We start from the raw sequence: 19,297 nt of genomic DNA on the forward strand, positions 1-19,297 counted from the left end.
GGACGACTGGCTCTCGCTAACGGATCCGGTGGCTCTATTTCATGAGATTGGGTGGCTCTGCCACCGCAGAATATTCATGCATTAATTGCAACGAATTTAGAAGGTAATATGGCATATTCAAATGATTATCATTCTGAGCATGCGGCAGAATTCATTAGAAATAAAATAAAAAACAAGGAAGCAGAAATACAAATTTTGATGGGAGGAACACAAACAAATTTAATTGCGATTGCTGCATTTCTAAGACCGCATGAGGCAGTAATAGCAGTAAAGACGGGCCATATCTGTGTACATGAGACTGGGGCAATTGAAAGTACAGGTCATAAATGCATAGAAGTAGAAGGTAAAGAAGGTAAAATTACTCTAAGTGATATAGAGAAAGTATGTGGGCCACAGCATTGGGATCATGCTGGGATATTAACAGTAAAACCTAGAATGGTATATATCAGTCAAAGTACAGAAATTGGAACTGTATATTCAAAAGAGGAACTATATAATTTAAGAAGAATATGTGATAAATACAATTTACTCCTTTATTGTGATGGGGCGAGATTAGCTAGTGCTTTGGACTGCTCTGATGTAACCTTTGAGGATCTTGCAAAAGTATGCGATGCATTTTATATAGGTGGGACAAAAAATGGCGCACTGTTTGGCGAGGCAATGGTAATTATAAATAATAATTTAAAGCAAGAATTTCGTTATATTGCAAAACAACGAGGGGGAATGCTTGCTAAAGGGTGGTTATTAGGTTTGCAATTTGAAATTCTAATGCAAAATAATTTGTATGAAAGAAATGGGAAATATGCAAATCAAATGGCTCAATATATGAAGGAAGGTTTGAAAAAATATGATATTTCCTTTCGAATTGACAGTCCATCTAATCAATTGTTTCCGACTTTTTCGAACGATATACTAAAGAAATTAGAAAAGAAATATGCTTGGGAGATTATTGACATAATTGATGAAGAGCATACAGAAATTAGACTTGTTACGAGCTGGGCCACAAAGAAAGAAGACATAGATTGCTTCTTGCAAGATTTAAATGCGATCATTAAAAGTAAGGAATGACATAGGACCGTGTTAAAATTATGAAAAATAAAAAAATGAAAATAATTATAAAGAAATCTGATTTCCAAGAGAGATTACTTTTCTTTTGGCTACTAGATGTAATTTTTATGACAATTGCACGCTTTTTATTAAGCAATTTAGGATTTAGCAGTGGGACTTTGCGAAATATAATTTTAATTATCGTTGCTTCAATTCCTTTGGTGCTATTTTTCATTCATATAAAAAGTTTGAAAGTAGAGCAGTATTTGGCAAGTATTGCTTTATACCTAATTATATTTTTGGCCTTTGGTTTTACCGCTATTTTGCATCCTGAAAGTGAGTACTTTTTTTTGAGAAGCGGATATGGTATTGAACGAGTACTAAGACCAGATTGTGCAATATATGCATATTTATTTTTTAGCCTTTTGGATAATCCGGATGAAATTATCAAAGTGATAAGAAAATTTGCAATTATAGATTTTATATATTTAATAATTGTTCAATTATTACCGGCTTTGCTAAGAGGATATTGGATAGATGTTGACTATCTTGGACGACAAGTAGTACGTGAATACAGCTTAAGTCTTGGATATTCTATTCTTCTTCCAACAATTATTTTTCTATATATTTTTTCAAAGAAAAAAAATATAATATACCTAGTTTTAAGTTTTATAGGTATGGGCATTATTTTTTTATATGCTTCTAGAGGAGCATTACTTATGATTATTATTTTTATAGGATTAATGGTAATTAGTGCCATTGTAGAGAGTAAAAGAGCTTCTTATAAAATAATTAAGATGTTGGGGGTGCTGATACTAGTATTGGCAATTTGCGTATGGGGTCAAGCATTATTATCCTATGCAGTACATATATTGCAGTCTATGGGCATAGAATCCAGAAGCCTTGATTTGCTGGTGCAGGGAGATTTTACCAATGATTCAGGTAGGAATACTATTTGGACCGCTGTTATAAATGCAATCAAAGAAGGTGGTTTATTTGGTTATGGAGTTTTTGGAGATCGCCCATTTGTATATCCAATACATTATGTAGCATATAGTCATAATATATTTTTAGAATTAATTGTAAGTTTTGGAATTATAGGTGTTGGCATTATTTTGTTTTTGATGTGCATTTCCATCAGAATGATATTTTTTTGCAAAGATAGAAGATGGAGAGAATTATTTATTATCTTTTTTTCAATATCATGTCAGCTAGTAATTTCAATGTCATTCTGGTATGTTATGGAATTCTGGGCCGCACTCGCAATAGCCAATAAATATTTTAAAATATCAAAGAAAAGATAATAGCAACTTTCTGGAGAAAGAAGGTAAAAAATAAATTGAGTAGCATAAAAAGTAAAAGTGTTCCTGACAGCGATTTAGTTGTAAAAGCAGGAATATGGTATACAATCTGCAATTTTTTGTTTCGTGGAATGGCATTTATTACTACACCCATATTTGCACGACTTTTGACAAAAGGAGAACTCGGATCTTTTAGTAATATTTCTTCATGGGTTACAATATTAACAGTTGTGACTGCTTTTGATTTGCAGACATCTATTATACGTTCTAAGTTAGAACATGAGGACGATATGGATAGTTATATTTGGTCTATCCTTTCTTTGACATCAATAGCAACATTAGCGATATATTTTATAGTAAATATTTTTCCTGGATTCTTTACGAATTTTTTTGAAACCGATATGAAATATATACATATTATGTTCGCTTATTTGTTTTTTGCTCCAGCTTATCAAATGCTTATTACTAAGCAAAGGGCATTTTATAAATATAAATCTTTTGTAGCATTGACGGGTATTACTATTGTGTCATCAACGATTTTATCGCTTTTTCTTGTATTAGTGATGCAAAACAAATATGCCGGTAGGATGATTGGCTATTATCTACCTTATATACTTGTTGGTGCCATTATATATATATATTTGATTTTTAAGGGAAAACGTATAAAACTAAAATATTGGAAATATGCCTGCGTTATCTGTATTCCGTTAGTTCCACATGTATTATCAATGTATTTACTAGGATCTTCAGACAAAATTTTAATTACTAAAATTTGTGGCAGTGAATATACCGCAATTTATAGTATAGCATATAATTGCTATCAAATTGTTGCTTTATTATTTGATTCGATGAATAAAGCATGGTCTCCTTGGCTAATGGAAAATTTACATTATGAAAAATATAAAGAAATCAGAAAAACATCTCAGATGTATATCCTTATATTTTTTCTATTGATTATCTTGATCCTTCTATTTGTACCTGAAATTATTTTTATTCTTGGAGGAGGGCAATATGAAATGGCTATTTATTGTCTTCCACCACTGATATCTGGTTGCATGTTTCAGTTTGTTTATACAATGTATGTTAATATTGAGTTTTATGAGAAAAAGACTTTAGGTGTGGCTTGTGCAACAATGATTGCAACAGTGGTAAATATTGTATTAAATTTAATTTTTCTTCCTTCCAATCCAAAACAAGGTTACATCATTGCATCTTATACCACGCTAATCGGTTATATGGTTTTGTTTGTACTCCACTATTTTTTAGTAAAAAAAATGAAAATGGATTTTGTGTACAACATAAAACAAATTACCGGAGTTTTGATTCTTAGTTGCATTTTTGCATTACTAATCAGTCTTTTGTATCATAATATTTTTATTAGGTATTTAATTATACTATTATATGTATGTTTATTACTGAAAGAAATTTATAAATACAGAAAAAATATATTAGGTTTTCTAAAAAAGAACAAATCATAAGGTATATTCAAAACTCTCAGTTTCAAAGAAACATTTATTGCTCCAAACTCCCGTAACACTTCCACGATTCACACTGTCTGTGAACTCAAAGAAGTGTTACGGGAGTTTTTGTTTTATACCACCTATCTTCACTTCAAAAACCTCTCAACAAATTCATCCACCGAATCTGCTCGATAACGTATAATTAATTTCGCAAAATCAATTTCATAAAAATAGACATGACCTATAGCCGTTTGGTAAAATTAAGCGGTAAATCTTTGAGCGCTAAAAAAGCATAGTGCATCATCCAAAGAAACTTTTTCTTTTTCCAAAAAAGCTCAATAATTCGAGTGTATTTTTTGCAGTAAAACAGGATTTACCGTCAAATTTGTATTCGTGATTTTCGCCTCTTCTAACATGGTGCTGCCCCTCCATTATTCATATTAAAAATGGGAACTATCATCGTCTGATCCCGATGTCTATCTTCCCTTCAAAAATTTCTCGACAAATTCATCCACCGATTCCACCTTGGCTGCACCTTTATTCCAGATTTTCAGGGTATCCAGATTCTTTTCAGATAGAATCTGTTCCCTAATCTCAGAAGAGACCGGGCCCAGATCTTCCAGCACATCTAAAATGGACTCCGATCTTCCGGCCAGTAATCCAGCCGCCCGCCCTTCGGCCAATCCAGTAGCACGTCCCTCAGCATGTCCTTCAGCATGTCCTTCAGCACGTCCTTCAGCCCGTCCTTCGGCTAATCCAGTAGCCCGTCCTTCAGCAAGGCCTTCCGCCATTCCGAGCTCACGTGCTTTCTTTCGTTCAGCCTGTACGTCATATGCTTCAAAATTTTCAAACAACATCGTAAAATCCCTCCGCTCAATCTGATCCGTGAACTCGCCAATTTCATCCTGCGGAACATTCAGGCGATGTAGAAACGCCGCAATAATTTTGGAAATCAGCTTTAAGAGTGATTCTGGAGAATTCTGGCTTATGTTGTCCAGATATTCTTCAGGAATTTCTTTCAGCTTATGAAATTCGGCAGAGCTGCGCAGTTTATCAATCAGCATGATCAAAGACAGTTCGTCCTGCTTGTCAATGAGCTCCTGATTTGAGAACTCGGAAAGAGGAACAACAATGTACTGAAAGCTTGGAATATGCATTCCAAGGAGATCGGAGAGAGCGGTCCGATCCTTAAAATCAAGAGAAGCCGTCCAGCGTTCAGTTCCATCATAAAATACAATGGGCAGTACAGGCGGATATCGGAACGCTTTGGTGGATGTGATGCCCTCATGGATCTTTTCCATTTCAGACGCATAATCCGTCAAAATGTAGACGATATAGCGCAGAATGCGAAAAGACATATCAAAATCTACTTTCGTTTGATGTTCAATCAGGGCAATCACATACAGCGTATCGATATCGGAATTGCCTTTCAGATGAATTTTTTTGACGGAATCAGAGTCCCGCGCCTCCTGCAGGAGGGGAAGGAACTGCTCTGTGATATCTTCAATATCTTCCGGCTGTACATCTTTCAGCAATTCAATATCCGTGTAACCTCGTAGAAACTGAGCGCAGAGGACAGGATCTCTGAATATCAGTTTTGCTCCGCTGTCCTTGATCTTGGTGTTTTTTACTGCGTCACGTGAAGTCGTATTTTTAGTAGTCTCTGTTCTGTCTGTTTTTTGCATAAAAGCACTCCTTTCGACTGGAAGGAGACCTGAAAAACAGACAGGAATCTTAAGAATATTGTAGCAATGAGCTGGGAGAAATTCAACATTTTCCGAACAGTTCTTCAGAATCTCCTGTGAAAAATAAACAATGAAAACGGTTGGCCGAACGGCCGGATTATTCCATCTAGGCAGAAGAGAAAACTTCCGCGAATAAATGTGAGGATAGTATAGGACATTTGAGTGTAAAATGCAAGAGAGGGTGGACAGTTTATCTAAAATCCCTTGAAAAATTCTCTGTTGTTTATAAAAAATGCTTTTGACGAATCGTTGTAATGTGTTACACTTACATAAAACAGATGTCTTGCATATGGATATCAGATAACCAAAGAAACGAGGCGATTTTACAGATGGAAGAAATAGAATATGACTTGGAAGAATATGAAAAACAATACGAAAGAATCAGGAAAGACAATGAAGAACTTCTGGCTGTCTTTCGAGAGGATTTATCGAATTTAAAACCAGCAACCATTCGACGGCATCTTAGCAACGTGGACTTTTATATTAATGAATATCTGTTATACGAAGAACCGTTGTCATTTGATGAGGGAATTTATAGAATAGATGATTTTCTTGGCTGGTTCTTTATCCGCAAATGCATGTGGTCTACACCTGCGTCAATCAAAAGTACAGCTGCAAGTATTAAGAAATTTTACAAGAGTATGAAATATCATGGGAAAATCGCTTCAGAAGCCTACGACTTTCTGTGCGATGAAATCAAAAATCATATGCCGGAATGGCAGGCGCTCTGTGAACAGTATAATGATCCGGAAGCAGAGAATCCGTTTTTCCTTTTTTAATCAAAAGAATGTACGGTAGGAGAAGAAATATGAATTGGAAAGAATTGTTCAGCTCCCGGATTTTGGACAGGGGCTTTGATTACTATCTGTGTAATGCGGTAAGTCATCTGGAGGTTTCAGAGGACTGTGTGACTGCCAAGGTGGCAGGCACAGAAAATTATCAGGTGGAAATCTATTTTGACTATGATGAGATCGTAGATATGTATTGTTCCTGTCCATATGCGGAAGATGGAAATTACTGTAAACATATGGCGGCCGTTTTGTACGAGTGGACGGAAGGGGAGAATCAGGGGTTATATCCGGACCACACAAAGCAGGCTGGAAAGAAATCCGAAGAAAAGGAAGCGGTCCGGACATTGATCCGGGAAACAGATCCGGAGATCGTAACGGATTTTCTGGCAGATATTCTGATGAAGGACGAACATCTGCTTCTAAGTTTTCGGCGGACTGCAGGAGAGAACATATCGGAAACGGATATGCAGAGGTATTTGAGACAGGTTGATGAGATTGCGTACCGCTATTCGGGAAGAGGAGGCTTCATCAGCTACTATGATGCGGACGGATTTATTTCAGAGCTGGAGCGGATGCTTGCGGATGATGTCAATGACATGCTGGATCAGAACAATTATATGTGTGCGTTCCGTCTGATGAACCATATTTTCGAAACCCTTGGTGAAGTTGATATGGACGATTCCGCCGGTGGAACGGCCATGCTGGCAGAAGAGATTTATGATAACTGGATGAGACTTTTGGACCATGTCAGCAAACAGGAAAAGAAAGAGATGTTTGACTGGTTTGCTGCTCACTTAAACGGCTCTATGATCGACTATCTGGAAGAGTATATTTATCAGATCTTCGTGAATGAATTTAAAGAGAAGGAATATCAGCATCTGAAAATTGAGTTTATGGAACAGAAAATTCAAAAAGCTTCTTCTCAGGAGAAATCATGGGACAGAGATTATGAATTGGGACGCTGGGTGATTCCTTATCTGAATCTGCTAAAGAATCAAAAAGGTGGAAAAGAGAAGAGAGAATCCTTCTTCCGGCAATATTGGGACAATTCTTCGGTGAGACGTTATTATATTGATCAGTGCATGAGAAAAAGAAAGTATGAAGAGGCACTTAAGGCGCTGGATGACAGTATTCGTTTAGATCAGAATTATCGGGGGCTGGTCAGCGATTACGAATATATGAAGAAAAATATTTATCGTATTCAGGGGAGGAAGCAGGAGTATGAAGCGCAGCTTTGGAAACTGGCGACAGAGATTTCGCCGGGGAATCTGGAACTGTTTAAAGAGGTAAAAAAGCTGTATTCGGAAGAAGAATGGATTTCAAAACGGGAAGAATTATTCAAAAAACTTCCTTCTTACGCACACATAGAACGGCTCTACAAGGAAGAAAAGCTCTACGACAGGCTTTTGAATTATGTGAAGAAGAGTGAGGGAATGTATGCGCTGCAGGAATATGGCAGAATTCTTCAGAAAGAATATCCCGAAGAGATTTTGCAAAAGTATCGTACAGAAGTAGAGAAAATGGCAGTACGGACGAGTGACAGGAAAACATATCAATATCTTGTAAGTCTGCTCCGTTCGATGAAAAAAATAAAAGGCGGTTCGAAGATGGTGGAAGAGATCGTTGATGACTGGCGCAGACGTTACGGAAAAAGGCCGGCGATGATGGACGAGTTGCGGAAGCTTTAAAAATCAATCGTAAAATGATAGTGTGGGAGGATCGGGAGAATGAAAGTGAAACTGGATGAAGTGATTGAGGCGATGGAATTTGCCGGTATGGAAAGTGAATATTACTATGATACATCATCAGAAGAAATCCTGCTGGTTTTTGACGGTATGGTAAATGGAGAGGACAATCCGGAACTGATTGAAGAAATTGAAAATGGTTTTATAGAAGATTTCATTCCTCTTCCTGGACAGTATGATATCCATGAATATGGTTTGATGGAAGAATTTATTGATACACTTCCGGAAGGCAGGAAGAAAAATATTTTAGAAGAAGCAATTATCGGAAGAGGAGCATTCCGTAGATTTAAAGATGCGCTCTATGATCTCGGAATAGAAAAGCAGTGGTATCAGTATCATGATAGGGCATATGAGAAAATTGCCAGAGAATGGTGTGAAAAATATGGGATTGAAATAGAAAAATAGACGGCAGAAGTCAGCCGTACCAGTACACACAAACAGCCTCCGGCGGTCAGGAGCAGTTTGCTTTCCGGCCATTGGAGGCTGTCTTTTTAATTCATCATTTCATTTCCGTATTCTTAATTACTTCAACGTCATGGTACAGTCTTTTGTTTCCGCTGTGACCGGTACCACTGCATTGACAGAAGTGTTATCAATCTCAATGGAGTAGGTCTTGTGGATCAGGCAGTTGACCGGATCCTCAGTTGCGATGACCAGGGCAAGGCTGTGTCCAGGCTGTACGGTGTATCTTGTGGCGTTCAGGTAAACGTGGTAATCGTGATATTCGCCTTTCTTCAGTACAATGCTGTTTGCGGCGGTTTCCGGTTCATATCCTGCTTCCGGGTTGCACAGGTCTGCGAAGGCCCGTGTGATCACGCGGTATGTTTTGTGAACCGTGGAGAATTCCGCTTCGTTAAATGCCGGGAGATCTCCGCCGTTGATAATGCCGCCTTCTTTGACGGTCTCTACTGGAATGATATTTCGCTCCGGATCTACGGTCTGTATACTGTCAAATGCTTCATCGCAGACGTCACAGAGCAGTACTGCGATTTCCACATCATCCATTCTTCCGGATACTTGGGATGATCCGAGCTTCATGGTGAGTGTGTCGGCGTCGTTTGGATTTTCCGGATGGAAATCTGCTTCAGAGTCGCCGTCTTTTAATGCGGCGCGAAGGTTCAGGCGTACCGTTCCCTGGATGGTGACTGCTTCTTCGAACGGATTCGTTACATAGCGCTGGGCCATATTGGTGGATTTCTGTCCCATCACATCATCGAAGTTTTCGGCGCTGACGCCGGCAGCTTCCCAGTCTGTATCAATGACAGATGTGCCGGTTCCGGCGCTTTCCATCTTCATCGTGTAATCGGTATCCCAGGAATCTGCAGTCTCCCATTTCCTCTGATCGTAGTTCGTCTGAACGAGCACTTCCGGCATTGCCTCAACGCCGTTTTCCACGCTGTACAGATAATGGGAAATCCATTCGTTTACGATGTCATCATAGAATTTTCCATCAATCAGGATGCCGTAATTTTTGTTCGGCATGGTAGGGGTGATGTGCGGTCCCTGATGGAGAATCGCTTTGAAGGTCTGGCCGGATTTCTGGAAGGCTTTCAGCATCATTTCAAACTGTTTGGTGGAAACATTTTCATCGTTTAATCCCTGTACGATCAGAGCGCTGCACTTGATCTTGTCCGCGCGCAGGCGGTAGTTTCCGCTTCCCCAGAATTCCGGATCGTAGTCAAATCCGCATTTCAGCTGCTGAAGGCTGAGTTCGTGGTGGAAGGCAGCAATATCATCCAGCTGTTTTTCCGTTAAGGTCTCGTCATTGTAGCGGCTGGAGCAGTAGTATGCAAGGAAGCTGTTCAGCATTTCTTTCGGCCAGTAACGCTGTGCGCCCTGCTGGTTCTGCTGGCTGTACCAGTCGGAAATTCCGGCAACCGGAACGATGGTTTTCAGACCTTCCACGCCTGTTGTTGCCACTGCAAACGGCATGGTTCCGGCGTAGGAGCGTCCAGTCATGGCCACATTGCCATTGGACCATTCTGCCTTTGTCTCGATAGTACCTTCCCGATCTGCGTAGGCAGTACGGTCGCCGTGCAGCCATTCTACGACAAATTTGAATGCATCTCGTTCGTAATCGGATCCCACATAGTTAAATCCGTCGGAACCAAGGGCGCCAAATCCTGCACTGACAACGACAGCAAATCCGCGAACCAGATAGTAATTGAAATTATCCAGGTTTTCGTAAACCATGCTGTCGGTACTTCCTTTGTCCTTATAATACCAGTCGGACGGATCGGATTTTAACGCAAGGTCCATCGGGATGATAGAACCGGTAGGAACACGCGGCGGGACCTCTTTCTTCAGGTCTTCGAAATCGAATTTCCGATATTCTTTTTCCGCAACCTCTTTCATATGAGCGTAGCCGTCTTCCTGTACGCCGGCGCAGTACGGGCGGGCTTCAAATAACGATGCCGCCTTGTAATCGCCCTCCACGGCGCTTCTTGGCACCTGGACGAGGACTTTGATCAGATCCCGTTTTCCGTCTCCATCCATATCATAGTCAGATTCTACATAGACGCAGTATCTGACGATATCAGATGTTGCAGGATCATAATTTTCCCCGGTTTTTCCATCCGTAAACGGGAAAACAGGCTGTGCCAGTCCGTTTTCAAATACCGGCACTTTACTGTAAGAATTGTCTTTCATGATTGTCCTCCTCTTTTGCAGCAACATACCAAACTATGTTGTTATTTTTTTCTATATAAATAGTATAATTTTTCTGTGAAACTTAGTCAATATTATGTTACACTATAACCATTATAAAAAGAAGAAGAGGTGTGTGGATGGTGATCAGTGAAAAAATCTTTCGGATTTTGGAAGACAAAAAAATGAGTCAGAAAGAATTTGCAGAGAGAACGGGGATTTCCCAGAGTACAATCAGTGACTGGAAAAGAAAGAAAACGAATCCATCCAGCGAAAAAATAATGATAATCTGTGAAGTGCTGCAGATTTCACCTTATGATCTGCTTGAAGAAGAAGAGGGAAAAGAGATTCACTCTTGCAGTGATAGAATCATACCATTGAACCGGGAAGAAAGCATTCTACTGGAAACATATAGAGATTTTGCACCCAGACAAAAGGAGCGGTTGATGGGATATCTGAGTGCTTTAAAAGACATGAAATAGAATGGCTGTCAGTTTGACAGCTGTTTTTATTTGTGCTAATATTCGTATAAACGAAACGTAAATACGGATAAAAAGGGGTGAAGAAAATGAAATTGCATATTGTGATATCGAAGGCTGTAACGAAGGAAGAATGGGCAAATGTTTACGATGAAACAGCAGAAGTAGTACAGAGATTTTCAATGGCGGAGGTAAGGAAAATCCCGGTCAGAGGGCTTTGGGTGGAATGCCTTGTCCCGGTAAAAGAACAGTATGTATTGGAAAAGGGAAAGAAAGAGAGACAATGGAGGATTTCCGGGGACTACAAGGATCTGTATATAGGAGCGGACTTTTCCTTATCCAGAGGTCTGATGGGCGAAGAAGCCGATCTTGATATTACAGATGCCCTTTATGGCATGATTGAAGAAAGAGAAAACCGGATGTGCAGGAATAAGTATGTTTCAATCGTGTGGGGAAGAGAGATTTCGGATAAACATTATTTTGTAAAGATTCTGGCGATTGCCTGTCTCATTCAGACACGTTTGAAAGAGAACGTGTTTGTTTTCGGAGATATGACAATAGAGCAGTGCCAACAGGCGGTTTATATGATCAATGAGTACGTGGAAGAAGCTGTTGAAATGCTGGATATTTTTGATCAACAACGTTTTATGAGTAGAATTCAGAAGTATCCTTTTCAGGAAACGGAAAAGATGAGAGTTTTTATTCGTATGTATCAGGGAGAGAAAGAAGCTGATTTTGGAAAATATCTTAGAGAGGTGTTTTCCAGTCAAGTATGCAAGATATTTTGGAAACAGAGGTTTGTACGGAAAACGATAGGAACAGATACATTTGATAATGTTTTGGATCAATATCTGCGGTGGGGATTTGATTTGAACAGTCTGTACGAATCGATTGATCAGGAGTGCAACTATGAAAGGACACAATATGAGAAACTAGTCAGAAGTATTATGGAGATGGAAATATATAAAAAGGAGAAAACAGATCTGGTTTCTCTGGAGTTTGATGAGGGTATGCGGTGTACCCATAGTATGGAAATCAAAATAATCCAATTTGTGATTGACACTTTCCAAAGAAGAAGTGTAGACTGCTATATTCCGCTTGATGATATACGGGAAAGTTTAAGAAAAGGATTTGGAAAAAAGTGGAAAATAGATTCAGATAAGATCATTGATAACTATTTGAAAAAAGAAGCGGAAAGCAAAAAGAAAGTGAGGAAGAATTTCAAAGGGAAACGAAGGAAAGAAGAGAGCTATGATATTTCGCTTTATCATCATTTATTGAATTACAAAAGTGGTAGTACGATAAAGCCGGTCATCAGACAGTCGCTCATGAATTTTTTTCGCTTTTACAGAGAAATGCTGCAAGAAAAGGAGTTTTCTAATTTATTTGGCCGGTCTCCAGAGGAAAAATGGAAATGGCTCGTTGAAACGAATAAAGGCGTTTTGCTCAGGGATAAGGACTGGGAAAGGATGTTCGATGACATAGAACATGATGCATGTTCCTTTGCGCGTTATTATCCGCTGATGAGGGTAAAACTTGATAATGCATGTATATTAGATATGGCAAGAGGAATTGTATTAAACGATGAGTTGTACCAGTATTGCATAGATATGGAAAAGTGTTAAATCCACTTCACAAACATTTAAGGAAATCTTCTTTCTTTTGTCCTTGATTCCTTCTGACGATCGGTATATCATAAGTAAATATCACAGGTGCCGGACATCCTGCGGGAGTCAGTGCCGGGGAAGAGGGGATAAAAGTGTGGGAACTGTTTCAGAGTTTAGCTGAAAAAGCGGTCTGGTTTTTAAAGCTGTACGTGATCGAGTACCGCTATCTGGTTGCATTTCTGGCATGCTTTGTATTTTTATATATTTTATTTATGCACTGGCTGAATATCCGGTTTTTCCGGATCCTGCGGGAGCCGGTAGCCATCATCTGTCTGGTGGTGGAGATCGTTGCGATTGCGTATTTTACGATTTTCTTCCGGGAACAGGGAGAGTCGCATACATATGAGCTGGAGCTGTTCTGGTCGTATAAGAAGTGGATTCTCGAAGGAAGTGTGGCCTTCGGCCTGGAGATTTTAAATAATATCGTGCTGTTTTTCCCGTTTGGATTCATTTTGACGGATGCGCTGCGGAGATGTCCGTTCTGGGCGGTTCTGCTGTCCTCCCTGGCGGTGAGCGGCTGTATTGAGATGAGCCAGCTTGTTTTCAGGCTTGGACTCTTTGAGTTTGACGATATTTTCAACAACGTGCTGGGAGCCGTGGCAGGATGGTGTGTATTTCACATCCTGCGGAGCTTCAAGAGGAGAAGAAGGCCGGAAAGCTCTTCGGTTTACTCCGGATAACGACAGCTTTGCTGTCTGATGCCTAGTGATCCCAGCGGAATAGACTGTTCTGATAGCGGGAGAGTGCGCGGTAGAGGATCATGCCAAGGACGCCGCAGCTGACGATTTCTCCTGCCGCGATGGAGATCATTAAAACCGGGATCGGCAGATGGACGCCATATCCATAATATAGAATCAGCGGCACGATCACGGTATTGGACAGGACCGGCGCAATTGGAAGGAGCAGAGGATTACAGTTACGCATTCGGTAGACGAGGACTGCTCCGATCAGCGTGGCGAGACTTCCGAAAATAATATCCGGCAGGATCGCACCTGAGAGAATATTTCCGATCAGGCATCCAATAAAAAGGCCCGGCACCGCAGCCGGTGTGAAGGCCGGCAGGATAGTAAGTGCTTCCGAGATGCGGATCTGGACTTCGCCGAATCCGAAAGGGGCAAAGAGCCAGGTCAGTATGACATAAATCGCGGCGATCATGGCCGCGTGGGCAATCAGTCGTGTTTTCTTGTGTCTCATAAGATTCCTCCAGTATTGTGTTGCAGTATCAAATCTGTAGTATAGCATGACCGGTCTGAAAAGACAAGAAAAACCAGGTACACTATCGCAGGAGAGCAGTCCGCTCCCGGTCTGCGGCAGGTGCCTGGTTTTCTAAAAAGCTTCAAATGGACTTAGAACTGGAATGCGTCTTTGATGCCCGGCCAGTTCTGGTCTCTTTCATTAATATTCAGCGGTGTACCGTCGGAGAGAGTATATCCCGCGCAGGCTCCGCTTCCCGGATAAGTTCCGGTCACTTCCGGCCATTCAATGCCGATTTCCGGATCGTTCCATGCCAGTCCGCCGTCATCGCCCGGATGATAGAAGTCTGTGCATTTGTAGCAGAATTCGGCGCTGTCGGACAGGACGAGGTAGCCGTGTGCAAAGCCTTCCGGTACATAAAACTGTTTCTTGTTTTCTTCGGTCAGTTCGACTCCGTACCATTTTCCGTATGTTTGGGAGTCTTTTCTTAAATCCACAGCCACATCAAAGACGGAGCCTTTGATGACGCGGACAAGTTTTCCCTGAGGGAACTGTTTCTGGAAGTGCAGGCCGCGCAGAACGCCTTTTGTGGAGCTGGACTGGTTGTCCTGTACAAAATTCAGATGCAGGCCGGCTTCTTCCATATCATTCTGATTATAGGTTTCCATAAAATATCCGCGGTTATCGCCATGTACGGCCGGTGTGATGACACAGAGGCCCTCGATTCCGCCGACATTTTTTTCTACTGTGATCTGTCCCATTTCAATCGATCTCCTTTCGCAACGTTTCTGTTATTAAAATTCCAGTTCGGTCAGATAGCGGTGAAGAGCATCTTTCCAGTCCGGCAGCGGTGTAAATCCGTTCTGAACCAGCTTGGATTTATCCAGGCGGCTGTTAAACGGTCTGCTTGCTTTGGATACGCCGTATTCTTCCGTGGTAACAGGAAGTACGGTGAGATGCTCTGCATCGTATTCCGGATGACCAAGTTCAGCTGCCTGGCGGAAGATTTCCACAGCAAAATCATACCAGCTGATATATCCGCCCTCGTTGGTTGCATGATAGTAGCCGTATTTGTCTGTTTCGATCATGTCTGCCAGAAGTTTCGCAAGATCGTAAGTGTAGGTCGGTGTTCCGATCTGATCGTTGACTACTGTAAGTTTGTCGTGTGTTTTGCCGACATTGAGCATGGTCTTGATAAAGTTCTTTCCGTTTTGTCCGAATACCCATGCAATGCGGACAATGAAATATTTTTCCAGCTGTCCGGATACTGCAAGTTCTCCTTCGAGCTTGGTCTTTCCGTAGATATTAAGCGGAGCATAATCTTTACAGTCCGCCTCCCACGGGGTTGTCCCCTGTCCGTCAAAGACATAGTCCGTGGACAGATAAACCATCTTACAGCCTTCCGGTCTGGAGGCATCGAGTTTCTTTACTGCTTTGACAATATTTTCCGTTCCGACGGTATTGACCTGACGCACTTTTTCTTCCATATCTTCCGCAAGGTCCACGGCAGTCCATGCCGCGCAGTGCACGACCACATCCGGAGATTCCTGAAGAAGGACGCGTTCTACCGCTGCTTCATCGGTGATATCCAAAGAGACATACGGTGCTTTTGTGACAGCGGTACCGTCCTGAGCTCCGCTGTACTCCGGGGCAAGGTCAGAACCGGTGCAGGTGTAATTTCCTGCCTGGTTACTGGTACGTTCTGTCAGTTCGTTGATGACATCATGGCCGAGCTGGCCGGCCACACCGGTTACAAATACTTTCATGATGACTGACTCCTTCCTGATGTTTCTGACGGCAGCCTAACGGTTTCCGTACATTTCCTCATAGTAGTTCTGGTATTCACCGGAAACAATCGTTTCCCACCAGTCCTGGTTGTCCAGATACCACTGGATTGTCTTCTGGATTCCATCCTCGAATTTTGTTTCCGGAAGCCATCCAAGCTCTTCGTGAATCTTTGTCGGATCGATCGCGTAGCGCATATCATGGCCCTTGCGGTCTGTCACATGTGTGATCAGGCTTTCCGGTTTGCCAAGTGCTTTACAGATGATTTTTACAATATCGATGTTTTTCATTTCATTGTGTCCGCCGACATTGTAAACTTCTCCGACACGTCCTTTGTGGATGATGAGATCAATGGCTTTGCAGTGATCCTCCACATAGAGCCAGTCGCGGACATTGATTCCTTCTCCGTAAACCGGAAGCGGCTTGTCATGCAGCGCGTTGATAATCATCAGCGGGATAAGCTTCTCCGGGAAATGGTACGGCCCGTAGTTGTTGGAGCAGCGGCTGATCGTCACCGGAAGTCCGTAAGTGCGGTAGTATGCAAGCACGAGAAGGTCGGCAGCTGCCTTGGAGGAGCTGTACGGGCTGCTTGTGTGAATCGGAGTTTCTTCCGTGAAGAACAGGTCCGGTCTGTCGAGCGGAAGGTCGCCGTAAACTTCGTCTGTGGATACCTGATGATATCTCTGGATACCGTATTTGCGGCAGGCGTCCATCAGGACGGAAGTACCGATGATATTTGTCTCAAGGAAAACCTGCGGATTTTCGATGGAACGGTCTACATGGCTTTCTGCAGCGAAGTTGACCACGATATCCGGATGCTCTTCCTCAAAGAGACGGTATACTGCTTCACGGTCTGTGATGCTTTCCTTCACAAAACGGAAATTCGGATTGTCCATGACCGGGGCAAGAGTGGAAAGATTACCCGCATAGGTCAGGCAGTCCAGGCAGATGATCCGGTAGTCCGGGTATTTGTTTAACATGTGAAAAATAAAGTTGGAACCGATGAAACCGGCTCCTCCGGTTACGATAATATTCATTTCTTTTCCTCCTGAAATCCATTCTAACGCAGTGCGTCAAGATATTTTCCATCCAGTACGTCTTTTAAATACTGGCCGTACTGATTTTTCTTTAATACTTCGTAGACTTTCAGCACATCCTCTTTGGAAATCCAGTTGTTCAGATATGCAATCTCCTCGAGGCAGGCAATTTTACGGTGCTGGTGTGTTTCCATGGTTTTCACAAAGTTGGTAGCATCTACGAGACTTTCGTGGGTTCCGGTATCCAGCCAGGTGAATCCCTGTCCCAGAAGCTCTACATTCAGAGCACCTTTTTCCAGATAGATCCGGTTCAGATCTGTGATTTCCAGCTCTCCTCTGGCACTCGGCTTTAAGTTCTTCGCGTATTCGACAACATGATTGTCGTAGAAGTAAAGTCCTGTCACGCAGTAGTTGCTCTTCGGATGTTCCGGCTTTTCTTCAATAGAAACAGCCTTGCCCTCGGAGTCGAATTCAACGATACCGAAGCGCTCCGGATCATCTACATAGTAACCGAAAACAGTAGCGCCGTTTCCGGATTCTGCATTTTCTACGGCAGCTTTCAGACGCTTCTTCAGTCCGTGTCCTGCGAAAATATTGTCTCCGAGCACCATGGCAACGGAATCGTCACCGATGAAATCCGCTCCGATGATAAATGCCTGGGCAAGTCCGTCCGGGCTTGGCTGTACTGCGTAGGACAGCTGGATTCCGAACTGGCTTCCGTCCTTTAAAAGCTCCTCAAACCGCGGTGTGTCCTGCGGTGTGGAGATGATCAGGATATCCCGGATGCCTGCATTCATCAGAACAGACAATGGATAGTAGATCATCGGCTTGTCGTAAATCGGAAGCAGCTGTTTGGATGTGACCATGGTCAGTGGGTAGAGGCGGGTTCCGGAGCCGCCTGCAAGAATGATTCCTTTCATATGAACCTCCTTTGATCGTTACATGATTTTATCTTTTTTCAGTCTTATTCTTTCCTGTTGTTCCTATCATAACAGGTGCCCCTGGGGCACCTGCAAGCCTTTTTTGAAAAAAACTGAAATTTATTTGACACACAGGAAACAGCCGGCATCTTTCGTGACATGAAAAGAAGGGTCTGTCTGCTTTTTGACAAAGGCTGAAAATTCCTTATAACGTTCCAGAATGTACTGGTTCTGGTTGCCGTGGCAGGACAGAATATAGGAGATCAGAGGCTCCGGGTCCGGCACGGTCAGAAAGTCCTCGTATTGTTTCCATGTGATCCGGGAAAAATAAGGGGAAAGAATGTCTCTTCCATTTTCTTTTCCGAACCGGTCGTACAGTTTGGTGGAAGAAAGGACGATCCGGTCGTCAAAGGAGGAAACAAGCTGAGAGATTTCCTTCATATGTTCCTGACCATAGGTACTGCACAAAAAGGTGCCGCCGGGTTTCAGCACCCTTGCAATTTCCGCGCAGGCGGCGGAGATGTCATCGCAGTAAAAAAGAACATGGTTTGCGATGACCAGATCAAAACTTTCGTCCCCATAGGGAATTGTCTCACAGTCAAAGGTCCGGAAAGAAAAGCGGGAGGAGTCAGCTCCCAGTGTACGCCTTGCGTCACGAAGCATCCCGTTTGAGATATCGGATAAGACGACAACCAGATTATCCAGAAGGGTGTCCAGATTTTCTTTCCAGAATGTGCCGTCCCCGCATCCGACTTCCAGTACCCGGATACCGGCAGAAAACGGTGCCGTCTCACGGATCCAGGAGAACCAGCTCTGTCGGTTGTGCGCGTAACGTGTATGGAGGTGAATCCGGGCGGAAATATTGGAGGCATTCTGGTACTGATTTTTCATGCTGGTTTCCATACCGAGATCATGGATCAGACTCAGCATGTTGCTCCAGTTGACCGTTTTATGGTCTGAGATCAGCTGGGTTGTTTCCTGGATGGTGCGGGCTACGATCTGCAGCTGTTCGATGCGGTCCTCCACAAGCTTTTTCTGAAGATTCAGGGAATCCATCATAAAGTGCGTGTCCGAAGCATTGATTGTCATCTCCATAATATCGGACAGGGAAAACCCAAGAGCCTTTAAAAGCAGGATCTGCTGCAGGCGTGCCAGATCGTCGTCCGTATAGAATCTGGTTCTGGTAGCAGGATCGACATAGGATGGTTTCAATATATTATGTTCATCGTAATACCGGATGGTCTTTTTCGTAATGTGTGCAAGCTTCATCAGCTCACCGGTCGAGTAATAACCTTCTTTTTTCATGAGACGGGCTCCTTTCGTACCTTCATTATAAGGAAAAATGCAGGGCAGAGCAATCGTGAATTTCCAGAACGTTACTGCGGCAGAAAGAAGGAGGAGGAGTTAGTGTATAATTATTATTGGCAAAAATAGGAATTTTTCCTAAATAAAAAGGGAAGCAGAGAAAATCCCTACTTCC

At 42.2% G+C, this 19,297-nt stretch carries 17 protein-coding genes; 9 read left to right on the forward strand and 8 right to left on the reverse strand.

The features are described from left to right. Positions 1 to 51: 51 nt before the first annotated feature. The 3 genes from FGQ85_RS16490 to FGQ85_RS16500 are packed head-to-tail and all read left to right on the forward strand — an operon-like array spanning position 52 to position 3,826. On the forward strand, positions 52 to 1,068 hold the full coding sequence (locus FGQ85_RS16490) for an aminotransferase class I/II-fold pyridoxal phosphate-dependent enzyme (RefSeq protein ID WP_279233667.1): 1,017 nt from the start codon (positions 52 to 54) through the stop codon (positions 1,066 to 1,068). 20 nt (positions 1,069 to 1,088) lie between these two features. Next, on the forward strand, positions 1,089 to 2,351 hold the full coding sequence (locus tag FGQ85_RS16495; RefSeq protein WP_138374005.1) for an O-antigen ligase family protein: 1,263 nt from the start codon (positions 1,089 to 1,091) through the stop codon (positions 2,349 to 2,351). 35 nt (positions 2,352 to 2,386) lie between these two features. Beyond that, a complete protein-coding gene (locus tag FGQ85_RS16500) occupies positions 2,387 to 3,826 on the forward strand; it encodes an oligosaccharide flippase family protein (RefSeq protein ID WP_171027999.1) in 1,440 nt (479 codons plus the stop codon). A 458-nt stretch (positions 3,827 to 4,284) separates the two neighbouring features. Here FGQ85_RS16500 and FGQ85_RS16505 read toward each other — a convergent pair whose 3' ends face one another. Next, positions 4,285 to 5,493 (reverse strand): Rpn family recombination-promoting nuclease/putative transposase, encoded by a 1,209-nt coding sequence (locus FGQ85_RS16505; protein ID WP_138374007.1) that lies wholly within the window; start codon positions 5,491 to 5,493, stop codon positions 4,285 to 4,287. A gap of 389 nt (positions 5,494 to 5,882) precedes the next feature. Between FGQ85_RS16505 and FGQ85_RS16510 the strand changes: the two genes are divergently transcribed. Genes FGQ85_RS16510 through FGQ85_RS16520 form a run of 3 tightly spaced genes read left to right on the forward strand, consistent with a single transcriptional unit; the run spans position 5,883 to position 8,494 of the window. Further along, positions 5,883 to 6,332: a recombinase gene (locus tag FGQ85_RS16510; protein ID WP_138374008.1), complete on the forward strand. Its 450-nt coding sequence runs from the start codon at positions 5,883 to 5,885 to the stop codon at positions 6,330 to 6,332. Between the two features lie 29 nt (positions 6,333 to 6,361). Then, positions 6,362 to 8,032, forward strand: coding sequence for an SWIM zinc finger family protein (locus tag FGQ85_RS16515; RefSeq protein ID WP_171028000.1), 1,671 nt, complete (start codon positions 6,362 to 6,364; stop codon positions 8,030 to 8,032). Between the two features lie 39 nt (positions 8,033 to 8,071). Next, positions 8,072 to 8,494: a UPF0158 family protein gene (locus FGQ85_RS16520; protein ID WP_138374010.1), complete on the forward strand. Its 423-nt coding sequence runs from the start codon at positions 8,072 to 8,074 to the stop codon at positions 8,492 to 8,494. Positions 8,495 to 8,611: 117 nt separating this feature from the next. Here the strand turns inward: FGQ85_RS16520 and FGQ85_RS16525 are convergent, their stop codons facing one another. Further along, positions 8,612 to 10,738: a CocE/NonD family hydrolase gene (locus FGQ85_RS16525; protein ID WP_138374011.1), complete on the reverse strand. Its 2,127-nt coding sequence runs from the start codon at positions 10,736 to 10,738 to the stop codon at positions 8,612 to 8,614. A gap of 137 nt (positions 10,739 to 10,875) precedes the next feature. Here FGQ85_RS16525 and FGQ85_RS16530 point away from each other — a divergent pair, with 137 nt between their 5' ends. From FGQ85_RS16530 to FGQ85_RS16540, 3 genes are all read left to right on the forward strand, one after another. Continuing rightward, entirely contained in the window at positions 10,876 to 11,217 is a 342-nt protein-coding gene (locus tag FGQ85_RS16530) for a helix-turn-helix transcriptional regulator (RefSeq protein ID WP_138374012.1), read from the forward strand. Between the two features lie 86 nt (positions 11,218 to 11,303). Beyond that, on the forward strand, positions 11,304 to 12,839 hold the full coding sequence (locus tag FGQ85_RS16535) for a hypothetical protein (protein WP_138374013.1): 1,536 nt from the start codon (positions 11,304 to 11,306) through the stop codon (positions 12,837 to 12,839). Between the two features lie 134 nt (positions 12,840 to 12,973). Then, the gene (locus FGQ85_RS16540; protein ID WP_087254787.1) at positions 12,974 to 13,561 is read left to right on the forward strand and encodes a VanZ family protein; all 588 of its coding nucleotides are present in this window, start codon (positions 12,974 to 12,976) and stop codon (positions 13,559 to 13,561) included. Between the two features lie 22 nt (positions 13,562 to 13,583). Here the strand turns inward: FGQ85_RS16540 and FGQ85_RS16545 are convergent, their stop codons facing one another. The 6 genes from FGQ85_RS16545 to FGQ85_RS16570 all read right to left on the reverse strand — a co-directional run bounded on the left by FGQ85_RS16545 (position 13,584) and on the right by FGQ85_RS16570 (position 19,122). Next, on the reverse strand, positions 13,584 to 14,075 hold the full coding sequence (locus FGQ85_RS16545) for a QueT transporter family protein (protein WP_087254784.1): 492 nt from the start codon (positions 14,073 to 14,075) through the stop codon (positions 13,584 to 13,586). 152 nt (positions 14,076 to 14,227) lie between these two features. Continuing rightward, positions 14,228 to 14,836, reverse strand: coding sequence for a dTDP-4-dehydrorhamnose 3,5-epimerase (gene rfbC, locus FGQ85_RS16550; RefSeq protein ID WP_087169548.1), 609 nt, complete (start codon positions 14,834 to 14,836; stop codon positions 14,228 to 14,230). A gap of 33 nt (positions 14,837 to 14,869) precedes the next feature. Further along, a complete protein-coding gene (gene rfbD, locus FGQ85_RS16555; protein WP_087169547.1) occupies positions 14,870 to 15,841 on the reverse strand; it encodes a dTDP-4-dehydrorhamnose reductase in 972 nt (323 codons plus the stop codon). A 36-nt stretch (positions 15,842 to 15,877) separates the two neighbouring features. After that, positions 15,878 to 16,897 (reverse strand): dTDP-glucose 4,6-dehydratase, encoded by a 1,020-nt coding sequence (gene rfbB, locus FGQ85_RS16560; RefSeq protein WP_087254781.1) that lies wholly within the window; start codon positions 16,895 to 16,897, stop codon positions 15,878 to 15,880. Between the two features lie 23 nt (positions 16,898 to 16,920). Then, on the reverse strand, positions 16,921 to 17,817 hold the full coding sequence (rfbA, locus tag FGQ85_RS16565; RefSeq protein ID WP_087254778.1) for a glucose-1-phosphate thymidylyltransferase RfbA: 897 nt from the start codon (positions 17,815 to 17,817) through the stop codon (positions 16,921 to 16,923). A gap of 120 nt (positions 17,818 to 17,937) precedes the next feature. Beyond that, on the reverse strand, positions 17,938 to 19,122 hold the full coding sequence (locus tag FGQ85_RS16570; RefSeq protein WP_138374014.1) for a methyltransferase domain-containing protein: 1,185 nt from the start codon (positions 19,120 to 19,122) through the stop codon (positions 17,938 to 17,940). Positions 19,123 to 19,297 lie beyond the last annotated feature (175 nt).

Origin of the sequence: Pseudoflavonifractor sp. BSD2780061688st1 E11 (genome assembly GCF_005844125.1) — a bacterium.
GTDB classification, from domain to species: domain Bacteria; phylum Bacillota; class Clostridia; order Lachnospirales; family Lachnospiraceae; genus Sellimonas; species Sellimonas catena.